We start from the raw sequence: 26,550 nt of genomic DNA, 5'->3' as shown, positions 1-26,550 counted from the left end.
TTATGCTAAAGAAAACTGCCATTGTAAGTTTATTCACATTTTTCTCTATTTCTTCTATGGCTCAAAATACTACCCTGCCTGTCTATTTAGACGATTCCAAACCTGTAGAGCAGCGTATTCAGGATGCGCTTTCAAGAATGACCCTGGAAGAGAAGATCGCCATGATCCATGCCCAATCTAAATTCAGCTCCCCGGGGGTACCGAGATTAGGGATCCCGGAATTCTGGACCACCGACGGGCCTCACGGGGTACGTCCCGAGGTAATGTGGGATGAATGGAACCAGGCTGGCTGGACCAATGACTCTATCATCGCTTATCCTGCATTAACCGCTCTATCTGCGACCTGGAATAAAAAAATGTCGTGGAACTACGGGAAAGCTTTAGGGGAAGAGGCAAGATACAGACGAAAAGATATTATTCTGGGGCCCGGAGTCAATATCTACAGGACCCCACTGAACGGAAGAAACTTTGAATATATGGGGGAAGACCCCTATCTTACATCAAAAATGGTGGTTCCCTATATCCAGGGGGTACAGTCCAACGGAGTTGCTGCCTGCGTAAAACATTTCGCATTGAATAACCAGGAAATGTTCCGCCATACCAGTAATGTAAATGTAGATGACAGGACGCTTTATGAGATTTACCTTCCGGCATTTAAAGCAGCAGTTACCGAAGGGGATTCATGGACGATCATGGGTGCTTACGACATGTATAAAAATCAGTATGCGAGCCAGAACCAGTATCTTCTGAACGATATTTTAAAAGGGGAATGGAATTATAAAGGCGTCGTGATTTCTGACTGGGGAGCGGTAAACAATACGGAACAGGCAATACACAATGGCCTGGACCTTGAGTTCGGCAGCTGGACCAACGGCCTTTCTGAAGGAAATTCCAATGCATACGATAATTATTACCTGGCCAAACCTTATCTGAAGCTGATCAAATCCGGAAAGGTAGGTACCAAAGAGCTGGATGATAAAGTGACAAGGCTTCTCCGCCTGGCCTATAAAACCACTATGAACAAAAACAAGCCTTTCGGGAATATAGCCTCTGAAGAGCATAAGGCTGTTGCCCGGGAAATTGGTGAAGAAGGAATTGTTTTATTAAAAAACCAGGGGAACATTCTCCCTATAAACCTGAATACAGCCAAAAAAATCGCGGTTATCGGGGAGAATGCCATCAAAGTAATGACCGTAGGCGGCGGCTCTTCTTCTTTAAAAGTGAAATATGAAACATTACCTTTAGACGGGATCAGGGCAAGGTTCGGAAAGCAGGCCGACGTACAGTATGCAAGAGGATATGTAGGCGATGTAGGTGGAGAATACAACGGGGTAAAGTCCGGGCAGGACCTGAAAGACAACCGTTCTGAATCAGAACTTTTAAACGAAGCGGTAGAGCTGGCCAAAAGATCAGATTTCGTTATCTTTATCGGCGGGCTGAACAAAAGCGACTTCCAGGACAGTGAAGGAAATGACAGAAAGAGTTATGGTCTTCCCTACAATCAGGATCGTGTAATTTCGGCCCTGGCAAAAGTCAATAAAAACCTTGCGGTGGTACTTATTTCAGGCAATGCAGTGGCAATGCCATGGGTAAAGGACGTTCCTTCTATTGTACAAGCATGGTATCTGGGTTCCGAGGCAGGTAATTCCATTGCTTCAATTCTGGCCGGTGATGCCAATCCTTCAGGAAAGCTTCCGTTTACCTTTCCTGTAAAGCTTGAAGACAATCCGGCACATCAGCTGGGTGAATATCCTGGTAATAAGGCAGAGCTGGCAGCAGGAAAAGGAAAAGACCAGCAAAACCCGATCAATATTACTTATAATGAAGGTATTTTCGTTGGATACCGCTGGCACGACACCAAAAAGATCAAGCCGTTGTTCAGCTTCGGACATGGGCTGAGCTATACAACCTTTCAATTCGGAAAGGCAAGAGCCGATAAATCTTCTATAGGCCGGGATGATAAGATCACCTTTACCGTTACCGTTAAAAATACAGGGAAGAGAGCCGGCGCTGAAGTTGCCCAGCTTTATATCAGTGATCTGAAATCCTCTGTTCCACGTCCTGCAAAGGAACTTAAAGGTTTTGAAAAAGTATTTTTAAATCCCGGGGAAGAAAAAGAGGTAAGCTTTACCATTGACAAAACCGCATTAAGCTATTTTGATGCCGGTAAGCATGACTGGGTAGCAGAGCCTGGGGATTTTGAAGCGCTGATAGGAAATTCTTCAGATGCCATTAAAGCGAAAGTCAGATTTACGTTGAAATAATTTACTTATATTATATTTCTAAAACGGGAAGAGCTCAATTTTTTTTGAGCTCTTTTTATTTGTAAGGCTATTTGTTAAATTTCAATAATCAATTCTTTTTCAAAGCCATTATATTTTTCATCAATATATCCATGCGGGTTACAAATAACCTCTGTTTCTCCTATCTTATACCTGCATGGCGTGTGGATATGTCCGTGGATCCAATATTCCGGTTTATGTTCAAGATAAGATATTATTTACAAAGCTGAAGGTTAACCTTAATCATTCAAAAGGTTTGAAATTCATAAAATCCCATTTGTTTTTGCTATAAGCCCAACGCTTTCATCAGACGAACTTTGTATCAATAAAAACAATAAATCTAAGCAATGGATACAAAAAACAAAAAAGTATGGCTGATCACCGGCGCATCAAGAGGAATCGGCCTTGAAATCGCAAAGGCAGCACTGGCAGCAGGAAATCAGGTGATCGGAACCGTTCGCAGGGATCCTCATACCTTGATGAATGAATTGAATGACAAAAACTTTTTCGCCGTGACCATGGACGTTACGAGCCCTGAACAGGTAAAAACAGCCATAGCTGAAGCTGTAAGCCATTTTGGAAAAATTGATGTTCTCATCAATAATGCGGGATTCGGGCTGCTGGGAGCCATTGAAGAAGGCAGTGACGAGGAAATCCGAAGAATGTACGATACAAATGTTTTCGGATTGTTGAATGTAACACGGGAAATGTTACCTTATTTCAGGAAACAGCGTTCGGGACATGTGATCAATATTTCTTCCGTAGGGGGTCTTACCGCATCTGCCGGCTGGGGACTATACTGCTCAACAAAATTCGCTGTGGAAGGTATCACGGAAAGTCTCGCCATTGAGCTGGCTCCCCTGGGGATTAAGGCAACAGTAATTGCACCGGGATATTTCAGGACTAATTTTTTAGATGGTTCATCTCTTAACCGTACCGAAAGAATTATAGATGATTATGCCGGAACTTCAGGGAAAATGCGTGAAGCGGCAGCTCAGATCAGCTATAATCAACCCGGAGATCCGAAAAAACTGGCTCTGGCCGTTGTAAAGCTGGTAGAATCAGAAAACCCTCCGGTACATTTGCCTTTAGGTAAGGATACTTTAAGTCATTTTAACGAAAAAATGAAGAAATTCAATGCAGAGATCGAAGAATGGTATGATGTGATCACTTCCACGGATCATGATGATGTAGTCTAAGAGTCTCATTTCAAACTTTCCGGAAAAGGTTTTGTGATGATTATTATATGATCCGCTTCCGGAAGATTCCTGCGGCCTCAATTCTTGAGGCCGCAGGAATCTTATTAAAAAAGCTTTTATAAATATTTTCTTTTTAGAAAACCGTTACCTTACCTTTTCTCATTTTCAGGCTTTTAAGAACGAAATACATCAATAAGGCGATCGCGAATAAGGCATATCCTGTCAGAATAATCATACTTAAGGTGCCCACAGCATAGCCGGACGGAAATATCTGTCCCATCAGCGTCATAAAAGATAATCCGATGCCCGCACCTAAAAAATAGCTGGTAGATCCTAAGCTCGAAGCCACACCGTAATCTGACGGCTCTACATCCTGAATGCCTAAGACCGACAAGCCCGTAAAGCAAAATGTCATCCCGATGCCGGAAATACAGGCGGCCCCAAGCAGAACAACAGCCAGCGGATGTCCTGTATAGACTGACAACAATAAAACTAAGGCACCCGTCAGCATGAAACCCCAGCCAAAGATCCCCATTTGTGCGGAATTCAGCCTTCTGGAAACGTGTGGCAAAACAAATTTAGCTACCAAAGCCGACATGATACTGAAAGGGACCAGCAATAATCCCGCTGATGCCGCACTATGTCCCATATCTTCCTGCAACATTAATGAAATAAGGAATAAAAAGCCGATAAAAAAAGCGCCTAAAGCTATGAAAGCCATATTTGAAACCATCAATGACCTGTGCTTCAATAACCGCAAATCTATCAAAGGTTCCGCCACTGATTTTAAACGGTAGTAAACCATACCCAACAGCAATATTGAAAGTATAAGCGAACCGCCTATCAGGAAAGGCTGCTCTTTCAGGTGCACCAATTCATGGGTCCCGTAGGTGAGGCACAATAAGCCGGCTACCAGCCATATTCCTGAAAGGATATCTGTATTCCGGGAACTGTTATTCTTTTCATCTGCCGGAAGGTACTGAAATGCAAAAACAAGGGTAACCAGAAGGATAGGAACATTAATCAGGAAAACCCAATGCCAGCTTAGATAGGTACTGATGATTCCTCCTAAAGATAATCCGCTTCCTGAGCCTATAGCCGCGAATGAACTGAAAATTCCTACAGCCCGGCTCCTTTCATGATCTTCCCTGAAGGTATTGGTAACGATAGATAGCGCCGATGGCATGATAAACGCCGCTCCCAAGCCCTGTAAAGCCCGGAATACAGCAAGAGGGGTAAACCCTGTTGAAAGACCTGCTCCTAATGAGGTCCACATGAAAATAAATGATCCGAGTAGAAATATTTTCTTTCGTCCTACCCGGTCTGAAAGCTTCCCGCCGATAATCAGAAAGCCACCGAAAAATAAAACATACAGGGTCTGCAGCCACTGAACGGTTTCGGTCCCGATACCGAACTGCTGTTGAATGGAAGGAACCGTGAGATTAATAATCGCAATATCCAATGCTTCCACAAATGTCCCCGCCGATGCCAATATTAATATCAAATTTTTCCTTGCTTCCATATGATCCTGATTTCCTGCAAATTTAAGCATAACAGGACACTTGTTAAAATTATTCATTAAATTTGGAACAAATATTCTTCTTAAAGAATATAAAAAGAACAATTATCTTATAAACAAACAATAAGACAAAAAAAACAGAACAAATGTCCCCAGATAATTACAGCCCTGATGAAAAAGATATTTCCATATTACGTTTATTGCAGAAAGATGCCAAAATGAGCGTAAGGGATATTGCAGCCCGGATCAGCCTGAGCCCCACCCCAACCCATGAGCGCATCAAACGGATGGAAAAGCTGGGAATCATTAAGGAATATACCACCGTTGTAGACCGGAAAAAAGTAAATAAAGGAATGATGGTCATCTGCATGATCGCCCTGAATGTCCACAATAAGAAAACAGCAGGGAAATTCATCGAGGAAGCCGGCAGGCTTAAAGAGGTTATAGAATTTTATAACATCAGCGGGGATTTTGATTTCATGCTTAAAATACTGGCTTCCAATATGGATGAATTTCATGAATTTTTTGTGAACAAATTATCAGAAATAGAGGGCATCGGACAAACTAAGAGCATCTTTGTGATGAACAGCATCAAAGAGAGTGTACAGATTGTCTGATACCTGATGATTGATGGATGCTATTTTATATAAGGCAAAGGAATTCCTATTTTATAGATTTTATGATAGGCTTTTATTTCATGCTTTTCATCCATGAGATCCCCGATACGAAGAGAAACATTTTCTAAATCCGGATTGGGATATATAATGATACAGGAGATTTCCTCATCTCCTATTCCGGGAGGCTGATCTTTTACTTTTTTTAACCTCGCGTATCCTGAAACCTGTCTGATATCTTCATGAATGTGACCGTAATTGTAGCGAAGTTTATACTTGGTATCCACAACAATTTTATTCTGTTCCGAACAGATAAGAAAATCAAGGGAATTGCCGTAGGTCGGGAACTGGTAATTGAGCTGCGAAGCCGGAATTTCAGGGTTATCTTTCAACAGCCTGGCATAGACAAAGAGTTCAAACAGCTTAGGCATGTCGATCCAGAAAGGAGGTGTATATATTTCCTCCTGAGCAGCCTTGGTAATATTGTATGAAGTTTTTTTCAGCAAAAGCTGCCCTACTTTTATCGCTCCCTGATATTCTTTAAAAAACGGATTATATTTTGCAGAGCTGATATCATTAGTGCTGATCTCTTCACCGATATGCTCAAAGGCAGGCCGGATATAACCAAGGATCCAACGGATCTCCTGCCTGTCTTTAAAATAAGAGGGATCATTTTCCACATATTGCCGGCAAAATGAGAATACTTTTTTCAGGAACCTGTTTTCCGGGGAATCCTCGCCAAAAATCTGATACTCACACACTGCATCTGTAAACCTGTTTTTAAGTATATTCTGCCTGATCTGCTTTCCTACCAGAATTTTCCCTTTTATCCTGTTCCTGAGATTTTCTTCTGTTTTATAATATGATTTCTTCAGACCTTTTTTTACAATATCACGCAAAAGCATCAGAAAACGGACCACCAGGAAGGGAGTCAGCAGATCCTGTTTTTGTGTGATCCTGATGGGCTTTGCCTTCCAGTCTATTAAAAGCAAATGACCGGTTTCTTTAGCGACATCGGGATAAGACATAATCTCCATCAGCATGGCAACACAGTCTACCTCCTTTTCATAAGGATCCCGGGCTATATTTTCCTCAGCAGCCATACTTTCCTTTTCTATCAGGCTTTCATCCTGCAGGTCAGTCAGCTTTTCAAAATATTTATATACCGTTGAATTGATCTTAGGCTCTACCCGAACCGTGCGGTTTCCTGCCTGCCAGAGCCAGTCGATTCCAACAAAATAGCCTGCTTCAACTGTTATTTTGTCATCAGTTTTTGTCAGCTCATAGCATGGATAAACCTTTCCCCTTTCTGTTTTGAATGGTCTTGCACTGATTGTATGCCAGTCTTCTTTATGGGCAAAGAATAAGGTGCCGGCAGACTTTAGATCTTCCGTAAGATCACTATAACGGATGTCCAGTGACAGAGAACGGTGTTCCTTTAATATTATCCCCATTATAATAAGGCTGCTATATAATCTTCTACCGGCTGCCCGTCCATATGGCCTGTTAAAATACCATCCTTTACATACTCCAAAAGAATCGGCTTCACTTCATACTCCATTTTCACCTTAAAGATCTCATCTCTTTTCTGCAAGGTATCGGCGTCCTTTTTTCTGGCAATAAAGTAACTATGCCCCAGCTGAACATCTTTTACTTTAAATTCCCCGCTTACATTCCCGTTATTGAACAGTCTCGCAACTGCATCAAAACCTGTGGTATTGAAATAGATCTCATCATTATCGGACAGGCTTTCGGGCAGCATCTCTATAAAAGCAAAGCGCCTTCTGATGGCATAATCAATATGCCCTACACTCCGGTCCGCCGTATTCATGGTTCCGATAATATAAAGGTTCGGGGGAAGCATCAGTTCCCGATCACCATTGACCTCATAAACACTATCCACAGTTTCTCCCCTATATTCCAGGGCGTAAATCAGCTCGCCAAGAACGGAAGAAAGATTAGCACGGTTGATCTCATCAATCACCATCACATAGTTTTTAAGCTCCTCCCTTATCACAGGATTATTTTTGTTGATATTAATTGCGATCAACTGCTGTAAAATCATGTAATAATAGGGATATTTCCCTTTCATTGAAAGACCGAGCCTCGGCTCCAGCTCTCTTAAATCGATAGGCTTCAGGATCTCATTCCAGTTATCATAGATCTTTTCCATATCACTGAAAAGAACTTTATACCTGATCTCCTCCCTGTCCGGAAAATTATAGATCAGTCCGTCTTCTTTAATAGCGATGATCTGGGCTGTGCTCCTTTCTCCGAAATAATATACTGATCCGTTATCAATGGCCGTACTGATCTTATCCAGCAAAACATTAAGCTTATTGCGGAAAGTAGGATTCCGTCTCGTTTTTCCATGGTAGGCCAGATAATTGGTTCTTGCTTCCTCTGCAAATTTCGCCAGCGTTTTATTTTCAGCACTGTAGATCACTCCTTCCCCTTCCTCATCAGGCTTCGCAACAATTCCTCTTACAAAATCCTCATAGGCATACCCGGGATGGAACTGAACCAGCTTAAATTGTTCATGGCTTTCAAGCTCGTGCACTGAATCCAGTCCCAGCATGTCTCTGGCAATCAGTTTGGCAGCTCTTGTTTTACCTGTCCCCGGAGGTCCCTGAAGAATAATTTGTTTTTTAAACCGGAGGATCGCAGAGCTTGACCGTAGCCCCTGATCCAAAACTAATTCTGACATTTTTCCCAGTAAGGATTCATAATATTTCCCACCCTGATCATCAAGGTAAGAAGTAATATCAGTAAGGGTCTTGATAGCCATTGGCTGGTCTGTAACAGGCCATTCTCCGTTTTTTTTCCAGCTTACCTTCCTGCAATGCTTATAATCATTACGGTTCTCATCATAATAATAATCTGATTCTACTTCTCCATATCCTACAATGGCCTTAAGGCCTTTTTTTACTATGATGATATCCCCCGGCTTCATTTTATTTGCAAATTCATCATTGGCCGAGGTATCATTAGGTTTATACTCGCTGCCGCCGTAGGCATTATAAAGCGCTTCTGAAATAGCATCCCTGCTTTCATAACTTTTAAGATCATCCAGTTTATCCCATCCCAGGGCCATAATTCCTTCATCATAAAATTCATCCCATTTATAAGCCTGTTCTCCCGGAGAGTACAACCAGTATTGCTTTCCTAAGGAGTTATTCCCCACTCTATAAATACGTTTTCCGAAATCAAAAAAATCTTCGTTTTCAGGTTTCATATTCAAAATAGCAGACTGGAAAACACTATATCCTGCTGACCTGGGTATCTCAAGATTAAGATGGTCAGCAATGCTGATCAGTTTATTTTTATTGAAAACATTTAAAATCCTGTTATTGCTGTATAAAAATGCTATTTTCCACTTTACGGCATCCCCAAGATCAATATGGTCTATAGCCTTCAAATCTGATGCTTCAGATGCGGAAATAATTTCCAGAATAAGATTTTTTACATTTTTAAATGCCGTTTCTCTGCCTGTGCCGTATTTCTGCATCCAGGCATAGTCCTGGTCCGATAATCTTCCGAGCCCGGAATATTGTTTTTCTTTCTGGTTTTTCTCATAAATACCGAACTTAAATGCTGATCCTCCCCAAATGCTTCCCAGGTCCTGGGTCTTGGATTCAAGCCAGTAACAAAAAGAATCTGATTTATTCAGGTTGGTATATTCTTCCAGTGTCATATTCCGAACCTTTTCTTTCGGCCAGTTTGCTTTAAAAGAATCCAATAACTGATATAAATTATTCATTACCTTATTCATCTATATTTTTAACTCCATTGTTTTACCGGAACATCAGTAAGCCCGGAAATATGACCGGTCATTAGGCATCAGTATCTAAACAGAAAATGTTCAAGATAACAGCCATAATTTCTCTAAAAGCCAGTTAATTAATGGATATTTTAATTTCAAATACAATGATAATGAATTTTTTCAATCTGATTTTACGTGAAATCATAATTTATCTAATAAAAATTATTTTGTGATCCAACCAACCCCATCCATTCCCGGATTCTGAGTAACTTTCATTAATACTGGAAGGCTGCTTAAACTAAAGACAGCCTTAGCAAAATTCCGGATCATTTTTACATAAAAAAACTGCCTGATATAATCAAGCAGCTTCTGAAAACATTTTGTCTTGGTTTTTAATCAGGGGCCTTCAAATAAAACCTGGGCAAATTTATCATCATCAAAGAAATAAACACAAAAAACAGACCCTACACAAACCCTTCGTAACAATAAATAACTATAAATCAAAAAAATAACAGGATGCAATTTTTAAATCGGATGATTAACCTGTACAATCCCACTTATAGTGTCTTGAAAAAGCATGCCTTATAACGATGTATTACAGTTTTCATCCTTTTGCTCGCAACGAATAGGATTAATAGGTTTCAGGTTTGACTGAATCGCCATGGTCTGATGGCTTCAAATTGAAAATCTTACTGATATTATAGTGTGCAGACGAAAGTGCCTAAAAGAAAAAAACTGCCCGGTTATCGGGCAGCTTTCGAAATCATTTGTTTCTTCCGCATTTGTGCTTGTGTTGTGTTTTTTTGTTTTATCTGTAGAGAATTACATGTTTAAAACTTTACAAATATATCATCATAAAGGGAAAAACAGCAAATAAATACATCCTACATAGCTACTTCAAATCCATAAACACTTGTATTTCAGCACATATCAGTCTAAATTTTTAAAGAATAAAAACAGATCCTGGCCGCCGGAGATACCTAATTTTTTCCTTATCCTGTATTTTTTCTGCTGAATAGATTTATGCTGGACCGAAGTATAGCTGGCAATCTCTTTTGAAGAAAAGTTCAGTCTGAGCATAGCACAAAAAATCAGATCGGAAGATGACAGTTTAGGATTAATCTGAAGTAATTTTTCTACGAATCCCGGATATGTTTCTCTGAATCTTTCTAAAAAAGCGGGATCATTATTTTTTACGAGATTAATGAGCTCTTCAAAAGAATCATTTTTAAGTTTATCTTTCAGAGCTTCTTGTTCCTTAGCCAGTTGTTCATTCCTGGCTTTCGTTCTCTTGTAATTTTTGAAAAAAATATAGACAAGAATCAGCAATAACAGTGAGAAAAACAACACATAAATCAGGATATTGATGAGATATCTCTCTGTAGATTCCTCTTTTTCAGACAACAGATTATCTATTGACTTGTTTATTGCTTCATTTTGGATATTATCCAGATTCTGTCTGGCTTCCGCAAATTTTTTTAAATATAATTGCTGCTCTGCGGAGTTATTCAATATTTTATAAGTATCTGCAATAGATTGATACACTCCGGGGACATTATATACGCGTTTCGTCTTGATATAATCTTTTGCCGCTATTTTATAATGTTCAAGGGCTTTTTCATAATCACCTTTTTTAGAGTAATAGTCACCATATACCAAATTGACAAGAGCATTTTTGACCGTGGCGCTATTTTCCGGCGGCAACTGCAGCATGGCCTCCTGAAGGTAGATAAAAGTGGAATCGGTATGCGAAGTATAATAAAGGTGATGTTTGGCTATAAGAGCCTTGGTAACAGGATCATTAATGGTTCGTAATGCCTTGTGAAAATAAATCAGGGAAGAATCCGGACGGTTTGCCTGATATAAGAAATCTGCCCGGTTTGAAAAAACTTTATCCAGGAAATATTTTTTTCTGTCCGATAAATTCACATCTCTTATATAAAACAAGGCTTTTGAGTTGTAATACAAGGCATTGGCGTGAAGCCCCAGCACACTGTTTAGTTGTCCGTACTCCTGATAAACTCTTGCATATAAAGGCTTATCAGATCTTTTTAATTTGGACTCACATTTTTTGAGGTATTCCAGCCCTTTCCCGTATTCACCAATCGTACCACATATGTTTGCCAAATTTATATAGCACAGCACCTCACCTTCCGTATACCTGTTTTTCCTTGCTTCTTTTAAATATTCCTGATTTAAACGCACTAATTTTTTATATTCTCCCAGAAGGCGTAAAGATTCATTTTCCTTAAGCAGGGTATCATCAAAGAACTGAGGATTAAATTCCTGACAGAAAATAAGCTCCCCTTTGAAAAGTAACAGGATAAATATTAAAAAGCACTTACTTAAAGAAGCATTCACAACATTCATTATGTGGTATTAAAAGTCCTTTACGTTTGGTTAAGCGGTATACAATTTCAAATATTTAAAATATATTAAATATATTAATTTTTATATATTGTAGAAAGATTTTACAGACAATTATTCCCAATAACAGGAATAATGATTTACTGATCAGAAAATTTATTTATCCATTTATATAAAGTTGTTTTTGGAATTTTATACTCATTGATAACCTGCTGTCTTGTTTTTTTCCCGGTTTTCAGCTGTTCCATAATAAAAGCGATAACCTCCCGGGTGTAAAGATTTTTCTTGAAGACAGGAAGCAATGATTCCTGCTTTCTTTTGCTTACCATATTATAGTCTGTTCCTGCAGGGGGAGAATAGAATATCAGATGCTGGGAATAGAGTCTGAAAAAATCATATTCCAGCAGCTTGCTCCACTTTAAAAGGATATCACTATCCAAACTGCTCTGGCGAAACATCTTTTCTATGTTTTCAGAGTCAAGCTTAAAGAAATTACAGGTTCTCTCCATGGTAACATCCATTTCCTGCCACTTGATTTTAATATATTTTCCGATGTGAATATTCTTTAAATCAACCATAATATTTTATATTGCTTTTTATGTATTAAAAATTCTTTTACACTGAATCCTACTTCCTTCATTTCCGGATAAAATAAGAACTGCCTGTATCAGGCAGCTCTTGAAACTTTTTCATGCAATTGTGTTTTTTAAATTAATGTAAAAAAAAACTTTTCAAATATATCATCGTATCAGGAATAATAGCAAATAAAAACACCCTACATATACTATACATTAAAATAAAATACCTTGAAATCTAGATCACATACCTATCTGAAATAAATCCCTTAAACAGAAAAAAAACAAAACGAAGGATATGTGTAGTATGCTATAATTAGGGATAAGAGGTAAATATTTTCATCTTTGTACAAAACACATCAACATAAATTTTAACACGTATGATTTAAATGATTTCCTGGCAATAATACCAGGAAATCATTATCAAAATCGAGATTACTAAATCAGCATTTTTTAATTTAACAACGGAATATATACTCCTTACCAACATATTCACTTCAGATTATAGCTGCGAAACGGAACTCTCAAGGATAATGTAATTGCCTGTTATAATGCCGGCTTAAAACAACAACCTAACTTTAATCTTATAGCATGAATAAAGAAACAGAAAAAGGAAGACCTGATTATATTCGCATTTATACAGATATCATCAATGCGAAATTTCCTCATAAAAAAGAAGAATGTAAGGTATTGCTTAATAAAAAAACATTGTCGACGCTGGATATCATAGAACTGAATAAAAAAATTTTCGGAGAATCCGATGATGAACAAACGACCATCTATAACCGTAAACACCGGTCCTATGACAAAAAAACCATCTTACATATTTTAGATTATCAGAAAAAACACAGATATAATAATCAGCAAGTGGCAAAACAATTTAAAATCAGCCGAAATACCGTAAGAAGATGGAAAAAGATTTTTCAGGTCTGACCTATAATTCATCAAAAAATTTATAAATATCCGTATTTCCCGGTATGTTAAGCTTTTTCCTGATTCTGTATTTTTTCTGCTGAATAGACTTATGCTGTACATATGTATAACTGGCAATATCTTTTGAAGAAAAATGAAGCTTCAACATTGCACAAAAAGCCAGCTCAGAATTTTCAAGATCCGGATTGATTTCCAGAAGTTTATCAATAAAGTCAGGATACACTTCCTTAAATCTTGTCAGAAATGTAGAATCATTTTTCCGGGCAAGCTTAACAACCTCTTCGAATTTTTTATCATGGAACTGGTTTTTCAATGCCTCTGCTTCCATCTTCAGGAGTTTCCTTTTCAATCTCAATGATTTTATGATCCTCCAGGCATACATAATTCCCAGCAATCCCCAAATTACAGATAATACCACTAAAATCAAAATATTGTTTCTTTGACGATCAGTTTCCTTTTTCGCATCTGAGATAAAGCTTTCTGTAGCAAAATTTACTGCATCAGATAAAGCCGTATCTGTTTTTTGTTTCTCTTCAATATACTTTTTTAAATAGAAATATTCATTGGCCGTATCTCCTTTTTTCTTATAGATTTGTACAAGGCCCCAATAAATGTATGGAAAAATGGCTGAGAACGTTTGTTGATATTCTATATTTAATTTCAATGCTTTCTGAAGTTCGGCATCTGCTTTGTCATATTCATTGATCTCATTATAATACATCCCTTTAAGGTAATATAGATATAATACTCTAACATCTTTAATGTGCTGTTTATTTATAATATCCTCAGTATGCTGAATGTATATTGCTGCTGAATCCGGCCTGTGCGCCTGTAAATGGTATTCTGCAATCAACCCTTCTGTAATTGCTGTTTTTTTTATCCTACTCGCTTTGTGATAATAGATGAGAGCCGAATCGGTTTGCTTTTTTTCAAACAGATAATCTCCCCGGTTGCTGTATACTAACGCCAGATTATTTACTTTAAGCTCAGAGTTCCTGGAATGCTTCAGATAGTTCAAAGCTTTGGTATTGCTTTCTAATGCATTATCGTACAGTTTAAGCATATAATACAATTTCCCATAAGAATTATAATATATCGCCTTATGAATATTGTTGGGAGAATGATCAAGTAGCTTTCTGGCCTTTTCAAAAAAAGTCAGCGATTTCTTAAAGTTTCTTACGGTAACATTAACGTTCGCAATGTTTATATAGCAAAGTGCCTGGCCTTCTTCATAATCAAGCTGCTTAGCCTTTTTAAAATACTCGGAATTAAGCATCACAAGTGATTCATATTTTCCTGAATACAGCAATGCTTCGCTTTTATTCAGTAAAGGTAAATCAAAATCATTTTCATGCTTTTCTCCGGATTTTGAATTACAGGAAACCAGAAGAAGAGATAATATTAAAAGGTATATATATTTCATTATTTTCTTTATTCTTTGTCATATCATCTACCAATGCTTTACTACCTATTACACCATATATTAGCATATAATCTTTTGTTTGATTGATATATGAACAAAAACCCTATTAAAATTATGAATTATTTACATTATTATTCTAATTTATCTCAGAATTAAGCTTTTTTAATATTATCCAAGACAAACAACAATAATAACACTTCATCTTAGGAAATGAAAAGATCAATATGAAAACAGGTCAGCAGCATTATGCTCATATCATGATAATAAAATATACAGATCATCCGGTGATCACTATATCCTATATACCACAGCAATGTAACTTAAAATCACAGATAATAGCCGGAATGAAAGGTTATTTCCATTCTAAACAGCCATACGCATACAACTTCCAGGAGAGTCCGAAACAAACCGTTTCAAATTATTGTTGTAATAAAAAGCACCCTCACTTTTGAGAGCTTTTAATCTTTATTTCACCTTCTGCAAAAGATACAGCCTGCCACCGGAAAAAGCTAGCTTAGGCATAAGGTTCCCTTCCAGGACCATGGTTTTGTTATTGACATCGATCACGGAAATGTAATTATTGGAATTGTACTCTATATAATTTTCCTTTTCTTTCGTTAAAGGATTTTTTCCGAATTCCAGGGAATATTTCACCCAGTCTTCCTGATCAGAACTGCAATGTACCGGCTTGAATTTAGATTTTCTTGAATTAAAGACGATCTGATCAAAGCTATCTGTACATTCCGTGGTAAATGAGCTTTCCGGATGCTCATCTTTTGAAAAGTCTTCAAAAGATCCACGGTATACTCCCACTACTTTCCAGGTACCGTCCAGGCGGTCTTCATCTATTTTTCCATCTGCCTTACGCACTGCCCAGCTTATCCCATTGACCGTTCCCTTTACGGCCTTGTAACCCAATGTAGCAGCTCCTTTTACTGCTTTCGCCGCTGTGGATACCACACAAGAGTTGAGCAGGAGAACAGCCGAAATCAGAAATATTATTTTTTTCATTTTGTGAAATCATTTATTGATACTAAGATAATAGTTTTTAGGAAAATAATTTAAAACAGACTAAGATTAAAAGCTGTGTGCCGAACTTATATTATGCATGATGCTCCCTTTAAATATAATTTTCCCGAACCTAATGCATGTTTGAATCAAAAAATCTCACATTTGTACAGATACCGCTTCAACCTCCTCACCGGCAAATACACGAAAACCACCGAAAGCACCCCCGCCAAGGTCCCATCAAGAACCGCCATAGCCATAGCATCCAGCTTATAATATTTTGAAAGGCTAAACTGGGCAAAAACCAGGGCGGACAATACCAATAGCCCGGTAATAACCCCATATAAGACACTTAACCTGATCATCAGTTTTTTGACATTAAGCTGATCGTCTACCACAAATTCAATGGCCCCCTGTTCTGCGGCTACGGTTACTCTTTTGATAATATCGGCTGTAAGAACAGCCGGAAGGAATATCGCCATTGGTATCGTAAGCCGGGCCAGATTTTGCGTTCCTGCGAAGAAATGGGTATATCCCAGCTCCTGAAAGCTTGCATAAGCAATAATAAAATTGAAAAATACATTCGGAAGGATATAGCAGACCATCCGTTTCATTAAAAAGCGTTTCAGTGTGGTTTTCTTTATTTCTTTAGATTGTTTAAATTTCATAAGGATGAGATCAATAGCGCTATAGCTTTATCTTTGATTTTCACAGCTTCCTCTTTTGGAAGAAAATGCTCATTGGACATCAGTGTAAAATCCATCTGTTGTTTGTATGTGGTGGTAACCAGAGTATTTGAGTTCAGCCATGGGAATGCAACCGTAGGGCTATAAATAGTTTCCACTTCAAAATGTTTATAGCTATCCGGAATATTGATTTTACCCATATTGGAAAACGTAACATCATGGCCACCATTGCTCGACTTTAGCATTTCAATCATACGTTCAACCACCGGATGCATATGCTCACCTATCCACAGAAGCTCTCTCACCTTCATCTTTTCAATTTTCTCTGCAAGTTCTTTTTTGATCTTCCTGGCATTATCCGGCAAGCTCTGCCTTCTTTTTTTCAATGAAAGCTCGACAGTCGGCGCAAAAGCAAATAAATGGTCCTGTCTGATCTCCGGAATAAAATGGCGTACATCTACCGGACTGATCACCCTGTTCCTGGCACGGGTCCCCTGTACCTCCCGGAAAGCCTGCATGAATGCAGCACAAAGCATAGCATGTACAGAAACACCATAGATTTTACATTTCTCCGCTATTTGTAGGGTAGTTTCTATATCCAGCTTCCTGTGGATGACATAACTTTTTCCCAGATTTCTTTTTTTGCTTTTCCGCCGGGTGTAAAAAAAGACTTTTGCCAACAGGAGGTAAAGATTGGCCTTAAATCTTTTTTTTTCTGCATTGAAGTCGGAGGACAGAAAATCACTGACAGATCCGAAAGTCTGATAAGGATGCAGCTCCACGGAAGGATCATCCAACAGGCAAAGAAGCTCCCGCATCAAGGTTATGCAGGTTGTCCCGTCACAGATGCAATGGGGCATGACCCAAAGAATTTCGGAAATATTCTTTCCCCTGATCCATACCAGCTGGGCCAATGGCATCTTCTCTCCTTCAAACAGGCGCTGCCATTCATGTTCGGATTCCAGGAGCCAGTCCTCATCCTTCTGCCGTTCTACAATACGAAGGGGAATAGGCGCTATTTCCTGCTCCTCTACAAAAAAAGGATATTTACCACTGTTATCAATTGTTACTCTTAATAGAGGATGCTTTTGTTGGATCTTCGCTAAAGCGATCTCAAAATTCTTTTCCGGAATCTCACCGTTCACTTTTGCGGCAAAAACACAATTTAAGGGTGTTGCAGGATCTACATACATGATCCTTTCCACCATCATCAATCTTCGCTTAATCATAATACAGCTGAATATTCCAGTTGTTGTTTAATGGTCCGGATCATCTCATCACGGATGCCCAGAGCTTCTGAATAAGGTAAGTATCCCTCGCTTCCTACAAAGCAAAAATCCATTTCTCCCCTGAATGTTGAAGTAACCAGTGTCGTGGTATTGCCTAAAGGACCAATAACGGAAGGGCTAAAAACAGTTTCCAGAGTAAACGCGCCATATTGATAGGGTATCTGAATGCGGCCCAGATTGGAGAACATGCAGTCATTAGAGGATTTACCGTATTTCAGCAGCTTTGTAAAATTCTTCAGAGCAGCATGTGAAGATTCCATCACCATCATGGTGATATAAGGATTAAGCTTAGCGGTTTTACGCTCCACATCCTCCTGCATCAACCATAAATTTTCCTGGAAGCTCGCTTTTTCGTTGGATGAAACCACAATCATCAATCCAAAAGCAAAGATATGGTCATTTTTGATCTGTGTTGCAAAACGCCTGATATCCACCGGACAGGAAATTTTATTGAAAGCTTCCTTTCCTCTTACTTTTCTGAATGCCTGAAGCATAATAACACTTAAAAATGTATTAACAGTAACTTCCATTGACCTGCAGTAAGAAATTATTTCCTGGCTGGCTGCCTGATCCAGTTTCCAGTGGATGAGATAATCATTTTGCCTTTCAACGTTTTTTTTGCCAACGGGAATATATTTAATGGCTATTGTTGCCAGCCAGCCTATAACCTTTGCTTTCAGACGTTGCTTTCGATTAGCCAGAATTGCCGATGGAACAACATCCTGAATGCCGAGAATAGGCTCTTCTATTCCAATATCGGCAGAGGGGTTATCAAGAACTTTTAAGAATTCAGATAAAAAAGCCATACCTGATCCGCCATCACACAGACAATGATGGAAAACAAAAAGCATATCTGACACCTCATCTCCTTTAATCCACACAAATCTGATCAATGGCAGCTCTTTGCAGTCAAATGTCATATGCCATTCCTTTCTGGATTCATCCTGCCAATGGTTCTCCCCTTGCCGGGTCACTATTCTTACCGGTATCGGCGGTGCTACTTCCGGGACCTCAAACCAGGGTACATTTTTTTCATCCCGGCTGATGAGTGCCCTTAGCCAGGGATGCTTGTTCTGAAGCCGCCTCAGGGCATCCTGAATATTTTCCTCTGTAAAGGTTCCTCTCAGCCTGAACGGAATGACGGCATTAAATGGTTCTGTCCCGTCGCCCAAAAGCATACGCTCGCCAAACAACAATTTTCTTTTCATAGGCCTATACTGAAGCTAATATGGATTGTTTCTGCTTTACAAAATCTTCCAGTAATCCTACAGCCCGGTCATTGCCTCCGGCTGCAAGAAAAGTGTCCCGGACTTTTTTTGCTGCATCTCTGTATTTAGGGTTCTCAAGCAGTTCAAAGACGGTTTCCCGGAGTGACTCAACACGCAGTCGCTTGTACCGGATGCTGATCCCACAGCCTGCCCGCTCAATTAATTTCGCGGTATGAAAATGGTCATAGGCAATAGGGGTAATCAGCATTGGTAATCCATTGATAAAAGTATCGTTCACAGTATTAAAGCCACCATGGCAGATCACCATATCCATATGCGGCATCAATGCAGCCTGCGGTACAAAGCTGCTCACAATAAAATTAGACGGCCATTCTTCGAATATTTCCGGCGGAGTGGCTGCCACAATGGTTACAGGCTGACCGGCAAAAGCCTCAATAAGACGTCCAAAAAAAGCTTTGCGGATATCCACCAGCAATGTACCCAGGGAAACGAAGATTTTCGGTGTGGTGGCTGCTGCCAGCCGGTCCCAGTCAAAAGGGGCATTGTTAGGACGTCCCTTTACAGGGCCTACAAACTTCATGTGGGACTGAACCGTTTCAAAACCGGCAAAAGCCTGGGATGTAAATACCAAATTCAGCTCATGGGAATGTATGAAAATACCTTCATCCTGGATCCCGACCTCTTCCTGAAGGTCTTTGATCAGCTTTTGCTGCCACTCAAATATTTTAGGTGCATGTTTCGCAGTGTCCCCCATCACGTCAGGAGGCACAGGCGTAGTCGTTACACAGGGAATATTATGTTTGCGGGCAAATAGTGCTCCTCCGAAGGTAATGCAATCATTGATCACAACATCGGGTTGCCAGTGGCCGAGAAGACGGTGTAATCCGGGCATCATCATCCTGGCAAACGGGACATAGGTTTCCTCCAATGCCAGTTTCATAACTTCAGGGCCTGAACAGGCAGGTCCATCGTCCTGTCTCTTTAAAATACGTTTGATTTCATCCTGAAACGGAATAAGATCTTCTTCAGGGTAAATATAGATTCCCCCTTCCGGAATATGCTCATTTGCCAGGGGTGTAATTCCAAACCACCTGACTTCATGGCCACGGGCGATCAGGCTGGCCCCTACACTTAAAGTAGGGCTGATATGCCCAAAAAAAGGAGGAACAACAAATAAAAATTTGGAAGGCTTCCCTGAATCTGAACCCGGAATAAGTGCCCGTTCGAGCAAATCAGCTGCAGTGGCGGTACCGCCGGCATCAATAAAAGACTGACGGACAACCCGGGCCGCTTCACGATAAGCCGGATCGTTCAGGATATGCTGCACAGCCTCCTTTAAATGATTTGATTTAAACCTGTTGAAATTGAGCCGCTCACCAGCTCCTGTACGTACAACACGCCCTGCAACATGGGACTGGTCATAGGCAATAGGGATCACTACCAGAGGCAGGCCATGTGAAAGCGCTTCAGACACCGTATTATGGCCCCCATGACAGACCACACCATCCAGATGTGGTAACAATTCCAGTTGAGGAACCTGCTGATACACCATAAAATGTTCCGGCCAGCTGTCAAAAAGCAACGGATCTGAAACCACCACCACGGTCAGGTCTTCATCCTTAAATGCTTCGATCACCTTTTCAAAAAAAGCTTTTTTATGATCATGATCGAAAGTTGTGCCTATGCTTACAAGGATCTTTTTCCGGCTGCTCCCGTTAAATTTATCCCAATCAAATTCATTTGGAATGCGGCGTTCTGTGAGAACGGGGCCTGTGAACCGGTAATTGGAAGGTAAATCCATCTCACCAAAAAAATAATTTGAAGTCAAAACAAGGGTCAGCAAATCGGAACAGGCCAGGGAACGGTTTTCGGTCACCCCCAATTCCTCCTGCAATGCCATGATCTGATTCACTTCCCATTCGTGTACCTTAGGCAGCTCACTGATAATTTTAATGGCAGCCGGAGCGGTAACGGACGTGCAATATGGCAGGCCAAGCTTCTTTGCAGCAACAGGTACGGCAAACAGCTGATGATCTCCAATAACCAGGTCGGGTTGGTATGTCTCCAGTAATGTGACAATTCCTTTATAGCTATGCCTGTTTAAAGGGATCAGCACATCTTCGTAAAGAAACTTGATGCTATCAATACCGTATACCACTTTTTTTGAAATAATATCAAGATAGCGCTCGCTTTCTCTTTTTTCCCCGTCGGTCTGGTCATATCGGATAAGTAATAATTTTCCTCCATCAGGGAGTTTGGATATTAAATTTTTATCAAGACTGATCCAGGCTACCTCATGCCCTCTGTTCAACAGCTCAGCGCCGATGCTTAAAGTGGGGTTAACGTGGCCTGTCAGTGGCGGAACAACAAATACAAATTTAGCCATGATTCTGTGTTAAAGATTTGGATAAAAAATGAACGATGCTTTCCCCTATCAGGCCGGGCTCCTGTATAGGGATATTGTGATCACCGGGGATGAGCTCCAATCGGGACGAGCCGATCTGAGTATTCAGCCATTCTCCTGTAGGCCGGCAGTTGGACCGGGAACCATACAACAACAATGTTGGAATATCAAGCCCACGGACCTCACTCAGAAAATCACTTTCCCCGGCCATATCTGTTTTGATGCTGGTCTGTCCGAATAAGAACTCATACAGGCGATGGTTCTTTTCCATTTGCCGTTTACCCATTTTCACCTTAGTGGTATCTGTAAAATTAGCCACGTAATATTCAAGAAACTCCCTGCTGTACTCATCAATAATGTTCCGCGTCTTGTCGTCCTTCGGATCAGGGGCTTCCATAATTATCAGTTGATCCACCCGGTCCGGATGTTTCAATGCTGTTTTCAGGGCAATAAGTCCTCCGAAACTGTAGCCGGTAAGATGAACCTTTTTAAGCTGTAAAAAATCCATCAGTCCGATCAGGTCCGAGGACATGCTTTCCAGATCATACCCGTTCAATATACGTTCACTCATGCCATGGCTTTTCAGATCATACATGACGACATGGTAGCGCCTTGCCAGCATTGGGGCAATATTGAAATAGTAAATGGACAGGTTGCTGAACATTCCATGGATAAGCACCACGGTTTGCTCAGCACCTTTATTGAGCTCCTGAATATGAACCTTCTTATTATCAATACTGATTATTGGCATTCGTAGATGTAATTGATGATCATACTGAGGTCAAGATTGATCAGCTGGTCCAGGTCCATAGAAGACAGCCAGCCGGTAAAATCGATCTGATCACCAAAATGGGCTTTGATCTTTTCAGAAAAGGAGACAATTTCTATACTGTCCATTTCAAGGTCTCTGGTGAAAGAGCTTTCCGGAGTGATATTCATTTCTTCTACAAATTCTTCTCCTATCACTTCAGTAATAAAACCTTTTAAAAGAGTGAACAGTTCTTCATGATTCATTTTTAATGTTGGGTTTACAGTGTCCATCCGATAATATAATTTTGATGTTTTATGGTTTTGATTTCAATCTGGTTGATCCATAAATGGTCACCCCGGATCAGTTCAACTTCGTATGCTTTCGGGTTTCCCTTCAGCCCTGTCCCGAGAAACTTGCCGTATGCTTCTTTGGCAACCCAGAAACGCGTGGTCCATTCGGCCTGATCCCTGCCTTTTAGCAATTCCAGTTCTGCATCGGTAAATACCAATGGATAGAATCCGGAGCTGCGTTCTTCGATAATTTCCATATCAATTCCCACAGGACGGCCATACCGCGCTATAGCTACGGCATCTTTCCCTTTATGTGCCAATGAAATATGGATATGTTCCGTAGGTCCGCCGGTCAGATAAGGTTTGCCGGCTTCATCAGAATGTATTTCAAACGTAATGGGATAGCAGGTATAATCTTTCTTTTGACGGAGCAGATGCCTTACAGCATCTTTCACCGCCACCCTGCCTACCATCCAGCTTTTCTTCCTATTGGGTAACAACTGCTGGTGGTATTGCTTTTCCGTCTGGCTGAAATAACGCTTCAATATAAAATCCCAGGAAACAACTCTGGAGTAAGCCTGATGAAAGAAAAACACTTCAGGCGCTATTTCTTTTGAAAGGTAGTTATGCAGAGGCGACATGGAAATATTCCACAAGGCTTCGTCGATTTCCAGCCGCCTGTTTTGCCAGCCTGTAATAATACACCATACCTTACCGGCTCTTTTCAATATAATGTCTGCTATTGCAAATTCGTCATTCAAGTCCGTAAGCATACAGGTACATTCAAAAAGACCTTCCTGATCATGCATATCACCGAAAAATTCAATTTCCCTGATCTTCACGGGGAATGCAATCCGGTCTTTCGTCAATGTGAGCTGTAGCCATAATCCGAATAATTGCCCTGCATTATCCAGAAGGGAACCTTTACCTCCGTTTCCCTTGATTTTTCCAGTAATTCCTTTAGTGCCCACTGCTGATATCTCTGTAATACCCCGGTAAGCAGTGCCGTGAAACATATGCTTTTCATAGATTTCTTCGGGAGTACAACGGATCGGTAACAGGTCACCAATCTGCACGTCCGGGGCGGGAGCAGGAACCACAGCCGGAACCAATACTACTTCAGCATTGGCGAAGTTCTCAATATCCAGATAGGCATGGGCTGAGGAGCGCCACTCTCCTTTTATTCTTTTTTCAAAAGGCTCTGCTACGTTCATCCATTGAAATACGTTCACATTCAATATTTTATGCACAACCCTCCCTTGTTTTTCCGCTTGTGCGGCTTCCGCCAACAATTCAAAGATCATGGTCATAGGGATAACGGGCTCCATGTCGGCGACATGAGGCCATCCCGGAGGCTGTCTTAAAAGGCTGTGGTCAATAAGATATGGATGGGTAGCTAGACTGACCTGCAGTGATTTTGAGAAATTCATATTTACCGGCATCTGAGTAATTACAGGATCCGGAGCTATGTTTTTTTGCCGGTGATGCTGAAAAAGGGTAAGCACTTCTTCCTGCATACGGATCATATCGGCTATATTTTCCTGGAACGCCTGTACAAGGGGATGTCCGGATCCGGCTACAGCTGCGGGCATATGCTTAGACGCTTCAAAAGACCGGGATAGAGCCTTAACTTCCTGAAAATTGCGAACTATGGGTGACCCTAACTGCAGCCTGATACCTTTACCAGATGCTTTTGGAGAATCGCTCTGTATATCCAGGAAGTCAAGAGCCACTTCCCTGCCTTCCACAAATAATGCCGCTACTACACGCTGCAACTGAACGAGTGCAGAACGTGTCGGTATGCTGGAAGCTATGGTGCTGAATGTTTTTCCTTTCAGGGTATCATCAATAAATCCTGTCAATCCCCCGGTACCAACCTGGATAAAGAATCTCGCCCCTTCTTCATAAAGTTTTTCAGTCAGTTCCCGGAAGCGGACCGGCTGGACAAGGTGCTCGGCACTCAGCTTTCTGATCGCTTCCTGACTGTCCGGATAAGGATTAAGAATCGTCGCGGACCACAGCGGGATTTTGGGTTGCTGAAATTGTATCTGCTCCATTCCTTGTAAGATCATATCGAGCCTGTCTGCCACAAAAGGTGTATGGAAACCCGACTGGAATGGTAAAATCTGGTGGAATAATTGTCTGGATTTCAATAGAGGGATCAATTTATCCAATGCAGCATTGCTACCACAAAGAATAACCTGGTTAGGACAATTGTCATTGGAAAGGTATATATCCGGAATTGAGGCAATAAGAGGTTTCACCACATCGATTCCGGCCCCCACGGCTATGAATCTGGAATCCTTTAATTCAAAAGTCCTGGGGTGAAGCACATCGATCAGCGCTTTTACAGAGCTTGCTTCGGCCAATTCGGAGGAATACCCTGCCAGCCATTCTCCAAGGCTGTGCCCTGCGTTCATATCCGGAACTATTCCCAGTTTTTTTAATGCATTGTCCAAAATACTGCACCGGTTAAAAGTACCCAATGCATCGGTTAGCAGCCCTTCTCCTTCTGTTTTTATTGGCTCCGTCAATCCAAAGTACCGGCTCACACTGTCTACCTCACCTTTTGCCAGGCCGTCCAGGCCCGGAAATACGAAGGCTACTTTGCCGCCATCTTTCAGTAAAGGAGAAGATGTATACCAGATATCCTGTTTATTCCTCCAGGAAATATTTTTAGATACAATCTTAATCGCTTTTTCTATTCTTTCGGGCGTCGGGTTGAACAGGGCAATCCTGTAATTTCCTTCTCCCAACGCATGTTCATTATTCCGCAAAGCGGAAAGTAATTCTTCATGTGTAGTTCTTGCCAGCAGCAGAACGCGATCTTTCTTCGGCATATTATATCCTTCAAGGACAACATGTGCATTGATACCTCCGAATCCGAAGGCATTCACGGCTGCTATTTTCGACAGGCCGGTTTCGGACCAGCTTTTCGGCTCCTGTACAGGCGCAAATCTGGTGTGCTGCATTTCCGCAACCGGATTTTCACAATATAATGTAGGTGGCAAGATATCATGATGCAATGCCAGACAGGTTTTTATCAAACCTGCTATACCGGCTGCCGGCATAGCGTGCCCTATATTAGATTTTACAGAACCGATACCGGCTGGCGGAGCTGCTGCTTCTTTACCAAAAAAGCGGGCTAAGGTCTGAAGCTCTGTTTTATCTCCAAGCGGTGTTCCCGTACCATGGGCCTCAAGGTAACCGATATGTTTTTCATCGAGGTCCGCATTCATCCAGGCTTGCTGTAAAGCTTTCAGCTGTCCTTTTACAGATGGGCTCATGACACTGGTACCGTTACCATCGCTGCTTATCCCCACGCCTTTGATCACTGCATAGATCCTATCCTTATCCCGGACCGCATCTTCCAACCGCTTTAAAACAACAAAGCCACAGCCTTCCCCGATCAGCAGTCCGTCGGCATCCATACTGAAAGGCTTAATCTGCTGTTGACGCGACAGTGCTCCCAACTGTGTAAAGATACTCCAGAAAGCAGCATTTTGCCCGGTATGTACACCTCCTGCAATCATTATATCACAGCGTCCCCGGTGAAGCTCCTGTACAGCATGATCTACAGCTAACAATGCACTAGCACAGGCTGCATCCACAGTAAAGGCAGCTCCTCCCAGATTGAACCGGTTGGCTACTAAAGAGGCAACAAGATTGGGAATCAATCCCATAGCCGTATCGGCGGCAAAACGCCCTTTGTGTTCCTGAAAAGCACGTTTTACCTTTTCGATTTCTGCCGAAGATACCTGAGGTAACAGTTCCTGCAGTAATGAAGCGATCTGCTCACCGGTACGCACGATCTCTATGGCACGGGTAGCCCCCGGCCCTGTATAATTTCCTTTACCTATAATGATTCCTGTCTTCTCAAGAGAAACCTGCTTCCGGAATATCCCGGCATCGTCCAGCGCTTTTCTTACAAGATCCAGGGTCAGCAGATGATCCGGCTCTGTACCCTCTACAGCCAATGGTAAAATACCGAAGACCGTGGGATCAAATTCATAATCAGGAATAAATCCGCCACGTTTGCAATAGAAACGGTCGACAGCATCTTCACTCCCGCTGAAGTGTACCGGATCGATCCGGTCAGCAGGAACTGATTGTGTAGAATCAACCTTATTAACAATATTTTGCCAGAAAGTCCCGGCATCCCGTGCTCCGGGAAAAACACAGGATAAACCGATTACGGCAACATCTGTCTTTCTCATA

The 26,550-nt window shown here is 41.0% G+C and carries 18 protein-coding genes; 4 read left to right on the top strand and 14 right to left on the bottom strand.

The genetic code is table 11. The features are described 5' to 3' along the window. Positions 1–2 precede the first annotated feature (2 nt). Both ABMQ40_RS02290 and ABMQ40_RS02285 read left to right on the top strand, forming a co-directional pair. Positions 3–2,264, top strand: coding sequence for a glycoside hydrolase family 3 C-terminal domain-containing protein (locus tag ABMQ40_RS02290; protein WP_370896102.1), 2,262 nt, complete (start codon positions 3–5; stop codon positions 2,262–2,264). A gap of 365 nt (positions 2,265–2,629) precedes the next feature. After that, positions 2,630–3,481 carry an oxidoreductase gene (locus ABMQ40_RS02285; protein ID WP_370896100.1) on the top strand — a complete coding sequence of 284 codons (852 nt, stop codon included), beginning with the start codon at positions 2,630–2,632 and terminating at the stop codon, positions 3,479–3,481. Between the two features lie 133 nt (positions 3,482–3,614). Here ABMQ40_RS02285 and ABMQ40_RS02280 read toward each other — a convergent pair whose 3' ends face one another. Continuing rightward, positions 3,615–5,060: an MFS transporter gene (locus tag ABMQ40_RS02280; RefSeq protein ID WP_370896099.1), complete on the bottom strand. Its 1,446-nt coding sequence runs from the start codon at positions 5,058–5,060 to the stop codon at positions 3,615–3,617. An 86-nt stretch (positions 5,061–5,146) separates the two neighbouring features. On the opposite strand from ABMQ40_RS02280, the gene ABMQ40_RS02275 reads away from it, so the two are divergent. Then, positions 5,147–5,617, top strand: coding sequence for an Lrp/AsnC family transcriptional regulator (locus tag ABMQ40_RS02275; protein ID WP_370896097.1), 471 nt, complete (start codon positions 5,147–5,149; stop codon positions 5,615–5,617). A gap of 20 nt (positions 5,618–5,637) precedes the next feature. Here the strand turns inward: ABMQ40_RS02275 and ABMQ40_RS02270 are convergent, their stop codons facing one another. The 4 genes from ABMQ40_RS02270 to ABMQ40_RS02255 form a co-directional block, all read right to left on the bottom strand. Next, complete coding sequence (locus tag ABMQ40_RS02270) at positions 5,638–7,068, bottom strand: 5-methylcytosine restriction system specificity protein McrC (RefSeq protein ID WP_370896095.1); 1,431 nt, start codon at positions 7,066–7,068, stop codon at positions 5,638–5,640. Next, a complete protein-coding gene (locus ABMQ40_RS02265; RefSeq protein WP_370896093.1) occupies positions 7,068–9,374 on the bottom strand; it encodes an McrB family protein in 2,307 nt (768 codons plus the stop codon). The genes ABMQ40_RS02270 and ABMQ40_RS02265 overlap by 1 nt, the downstream gene beginning before the upstream one ends. Before the next feature lie 933 nt (positions 9,375–10,307). Continuing rightward, a complete protein-coding gene (locus ABMQ40_RS02260; protein WP_370896091.1) occupies positions 10,308–11,747 on the bottom strand; it encodes a hypothetical protein in 1,440 nt (479 codons plus the stop codon). 137 nt (positions 11,748–11,884) lie between these two features. After that, complete coding sequence (locus ABMQ40_RS02255; protein ID WP_370896089.1) at positions 11,885–12,322, bottom strand: transposase; 438 nt, start codon at positions 12,320–12,322, stop codon at positions 11,885–11,887. Positions 12,323–12,910: 588 nt separating this feature from the next. On the opposite strand from ABMQ40_RS02255, the gene ABMQ40_RS02250 reads away from it, so the two are divergent. Further along, positions 12,911–13,252, top strand: a complete 342-nt coding sequence (locus ABMQ40_RS02250) for a helix-turn-helix domain-containing protein (RefSeq protein WP_370896087.1) — start codon at positions 12,911–12,913, stop codon at positions 13,250–13,252. Position 13,253: 1 nt separating this feature from the next. Here the strand turns inward: ABMQ40_RS02250 and ABMQ40_RS02245 are convergent, their stop codons facing one another. The 9 genes from ABMQ40_RS02245 to ABMQ40_RS02205 form a co-directional block, all read right to left on the bottom strand. Beyond that, complete coding sequence (locus ABMQ40_RS02245; protein ID WP_370896085.1) at positions 13,254–14,675, bottom strand: tetratricopeptide repeat protein; 1,422 nt, start codon at positions 14,673–14,675, stop codon at positions 13,254–13,256. A gap of 465 nt (positions 14,676–15,140) precedes the next feature. Beyond that, complete coding sequence (locus tag ABMQ40_RS02240; protein ID WP_370896083.1) at positions 15,141–15,686, bottom strand: hypothetical protein; 546 nt, start codon at positions 15,684–15,686, stop codon at positions 15,141–15,143. A gap of 146 nt (positions 15,687–15,832) precedes the next feature. Further along, on the bottom strand, positions 15,833–16,351 hold the full coding sequence (locus ABMQ40_RS02235) for a hypothetical protein (RefSeq protein ID WP_370896081.1): 519 nt from the start codon (positions 16,349–16,351) through the stop codon (positions 15,833–15,835). Further along, positions 16,348–17,598: a condensation domain-containing protein gene (locus tag ABMQ40_RS02230; RefSeq protein ID WP_370896079.1), complete on the bottom strand. Its 1,251-nt coding sequence runs from the start codon at positions 17,596–17,598 to the stop codon at positions 16,348–16,350. Before ABMQ40_RS02230 ends, ABMQ40_RS02235 begins: the two co-directional genes overlap by 4 nt. Continuing rightward, entirely contained in the window at positions 17,595–18,866 is a 1,272-nt protein-coding gene (locus tag ABMQ40_RS02225) for a condensation domain-containing protein (protein WP_370896077.1), read from the bottom strand. Before ABMQ40_RS02225 ends, ABMQ40_RS02230 begins: the two co-directional genes overlap by 4 nt. A gap of 4 nt (positions 18,867–18,870) precedes the next feature. Further along, entirely contained in the window at positions 18,871–21,273 is a 2,403-nt protein-coding gene (locus ABMQ40_RS02220; RefSeq protein WP_370896075.1) for a glycosyltransferase, read from the bottom strand. Then, positions 21,266–22,042 carry an alpha/beta fold hydrolase gene (locus ABMQ40_RS02215; protein WP_370896073.1) on the bottom strand — a complete coding sequence of 259 codons (777 nt, stop codon included), beginning with the start codon at positions 22,040–22,042 and terminating at the stop codon, positions 21,266–21,268. Before ABMQ40_RS02215 ends, ABMQ40_RS02220 begins: the two co-directional genes overlap by 8 nt. Next, positions 22,033–22,332, bottom strand: coding sequence for an acyl carrier protein (locus ABMQ40_RS02210; RefSeq protein WP_370896071.1), 300 nt, complete (start codon positions 22,330–22,332; stop codon positions 22,033–22,035). Before ABMQ40_RS02210 ends, ABMQ40_RS02215 begins: the two co-directional genes overlap by 10 nt. Continuing rightward, the gene (locus ABMQ40_RS02205) at positions 22,320–26,549 is read right to left on the bottom strand and encodes a beta-ketoacyl synthase N-terminal-like domain-containing protein (RefSeq protein WP_370896069.1); all 4,230 of its coding nucleotides are present in this window, start codon (positions 26,547–26,549) and stop codon (positions 22,320–22,322) included. Before ABMQ40_RS02205 ends, ABMQ40_RS02210 begins: the two co-directional genes overlap by 13 nt. Between the last annotated feature and the right edge of the window lies 1 nt (position 26,550).

The sequence above is a fragment of the Chryseobacterium gossypii genome (assembly GCF_041361455.1).
Lineage (GTDB): Bacteria > Bacteroidota > Bacteroidia > Flavobacteriales > Weeksellaceae > Chryseobacterium > Chryseobacterium gossypii.
This window is presented reverse-complemented; position numbering and strand designations above follow the sequence as displayed.

Coding starts and splice junctions, on each gene's coding strand:
- ABMQ40_RS02290 (WP_370896102.1), top strand. CDS start 3: ATGCTAAAGAAAACTGCCATTGTAAGTTTATTCACATTTTTCTCTATT.
- ABMQ40_RS02285 (WP_370896100.1), top strand. CDS start 2,630: ATGGATACAAAAAACAAAAAAGTATGGCTGATCACCGGCGCATCAAGA.
- ABMQ40_RS02280 (WP_370896099.1), bottom strand. CDS start 5,060: ATGAATAATTTTAACAAGTGTCCTGTTATGCTTAAATTTGCAGGAAAT.
- ABMQ40_RS02275 (WP_370896097.1), top strand. CDS start 5,147: ATGTCCCCAGATAATTACAGCCCTGATGAAAAAGATATTTCCATATTA.
- ABMQ40_RS02270 (WP_370896095.1), bottom strand. CDS start 7,068: ATGGGGATAATATTAAAGGAACACCGTTCTCTGTCACTGGACATCCGT.
- ABMQ40_RS02265 (WP_370896093.1), bottom strand. CDS start 9,374: ATGAATAATTTATATCAGTTATTGGATTCTTTTAAAGCAAACTGGCCG.
- ABMQ40_RS02260 (WP_370896091.1), bottom strand. CDS start 11,747: ATGAATGTTGTGAATGCTTCTTTAAGTAAGTGCTTTTTAATATTTATC.
- ABMQ40_RS02255 (WP_370896089.1), bottom strand. CDS start 12,322: ATGGTTGATTTAAAGAATATTCACATCGGAAAATATATTAAAATCAAG.
- ABMQ40_RS02250 (WP_370896087.1), top strand. CDS start 12,911: ATGAATAAAGAAACAGAAAAAGGAAGACCTGATTATATTCGCATTTAT.
- ABMQ40_RS02245 (WP_370896085.1), bottom strand. CDS start 14,675: ATGAAATATATATACCTTTTAATATTATCTCTTCTTCTGGTTTCCTGT.
- ABMQ40_RS02240 (WP_370896083.1), bottom strand. CDS start 15,686: ATGAAAAAAATAATATTTCTGATTTCGGCTGTTCTCCTGCTCAACTCT.
- ABMQ40_RS02235 (WP_370896081.1), bottom strand. CDS start 16,351: ATGAAATTTAAACAATCTAAAGAAATAAAGAAAACCACACTGAAACGC.
- ABMQ40_RS02230 (WP_370896079.1), bottom strand. CDS start 17,598: ATGATTAAGCGAAGATTGATGATGGTGGAAAGGATCATGTATGTAGAT.
- ABMQ40_RS02225 (WP_370896077.1), bottom strand. CDS start 18,866: ATGAAAAGAAAATTGTTGTTTGGCGAGCGTATGCTTTTGGGCGACGGG.
- ABMQ40_RS02220 (WP_370896075.1), bottom strand. CDS start 21,273: ATGGCTAAATTTGTATTTGTTGTTCCGCCACTGACAGGCCACGTTAAC.
- ABMQ40_RS02215 (WP_370896073.1), bottom strand. CDS start 22,042: ATGCCAATAATCAGTATTGATAATAAGAAGGTTCATATTCAGGAGCTC.
- ABMQ40_RS02210 (WP_370896071.1), bottom strand. CDS start 22,332: ATGGACACTGTAAACCCAACATTAAAAATGAATCATGAAGAACTGTTC.
- ABMQ40_RS02205 (WP_370896069.1), bottom strand. CDS start 26,549: ATGAGAAAGACAGATGTTGCCGTAATCGGTTTATCCTGTGTTTTTCCC.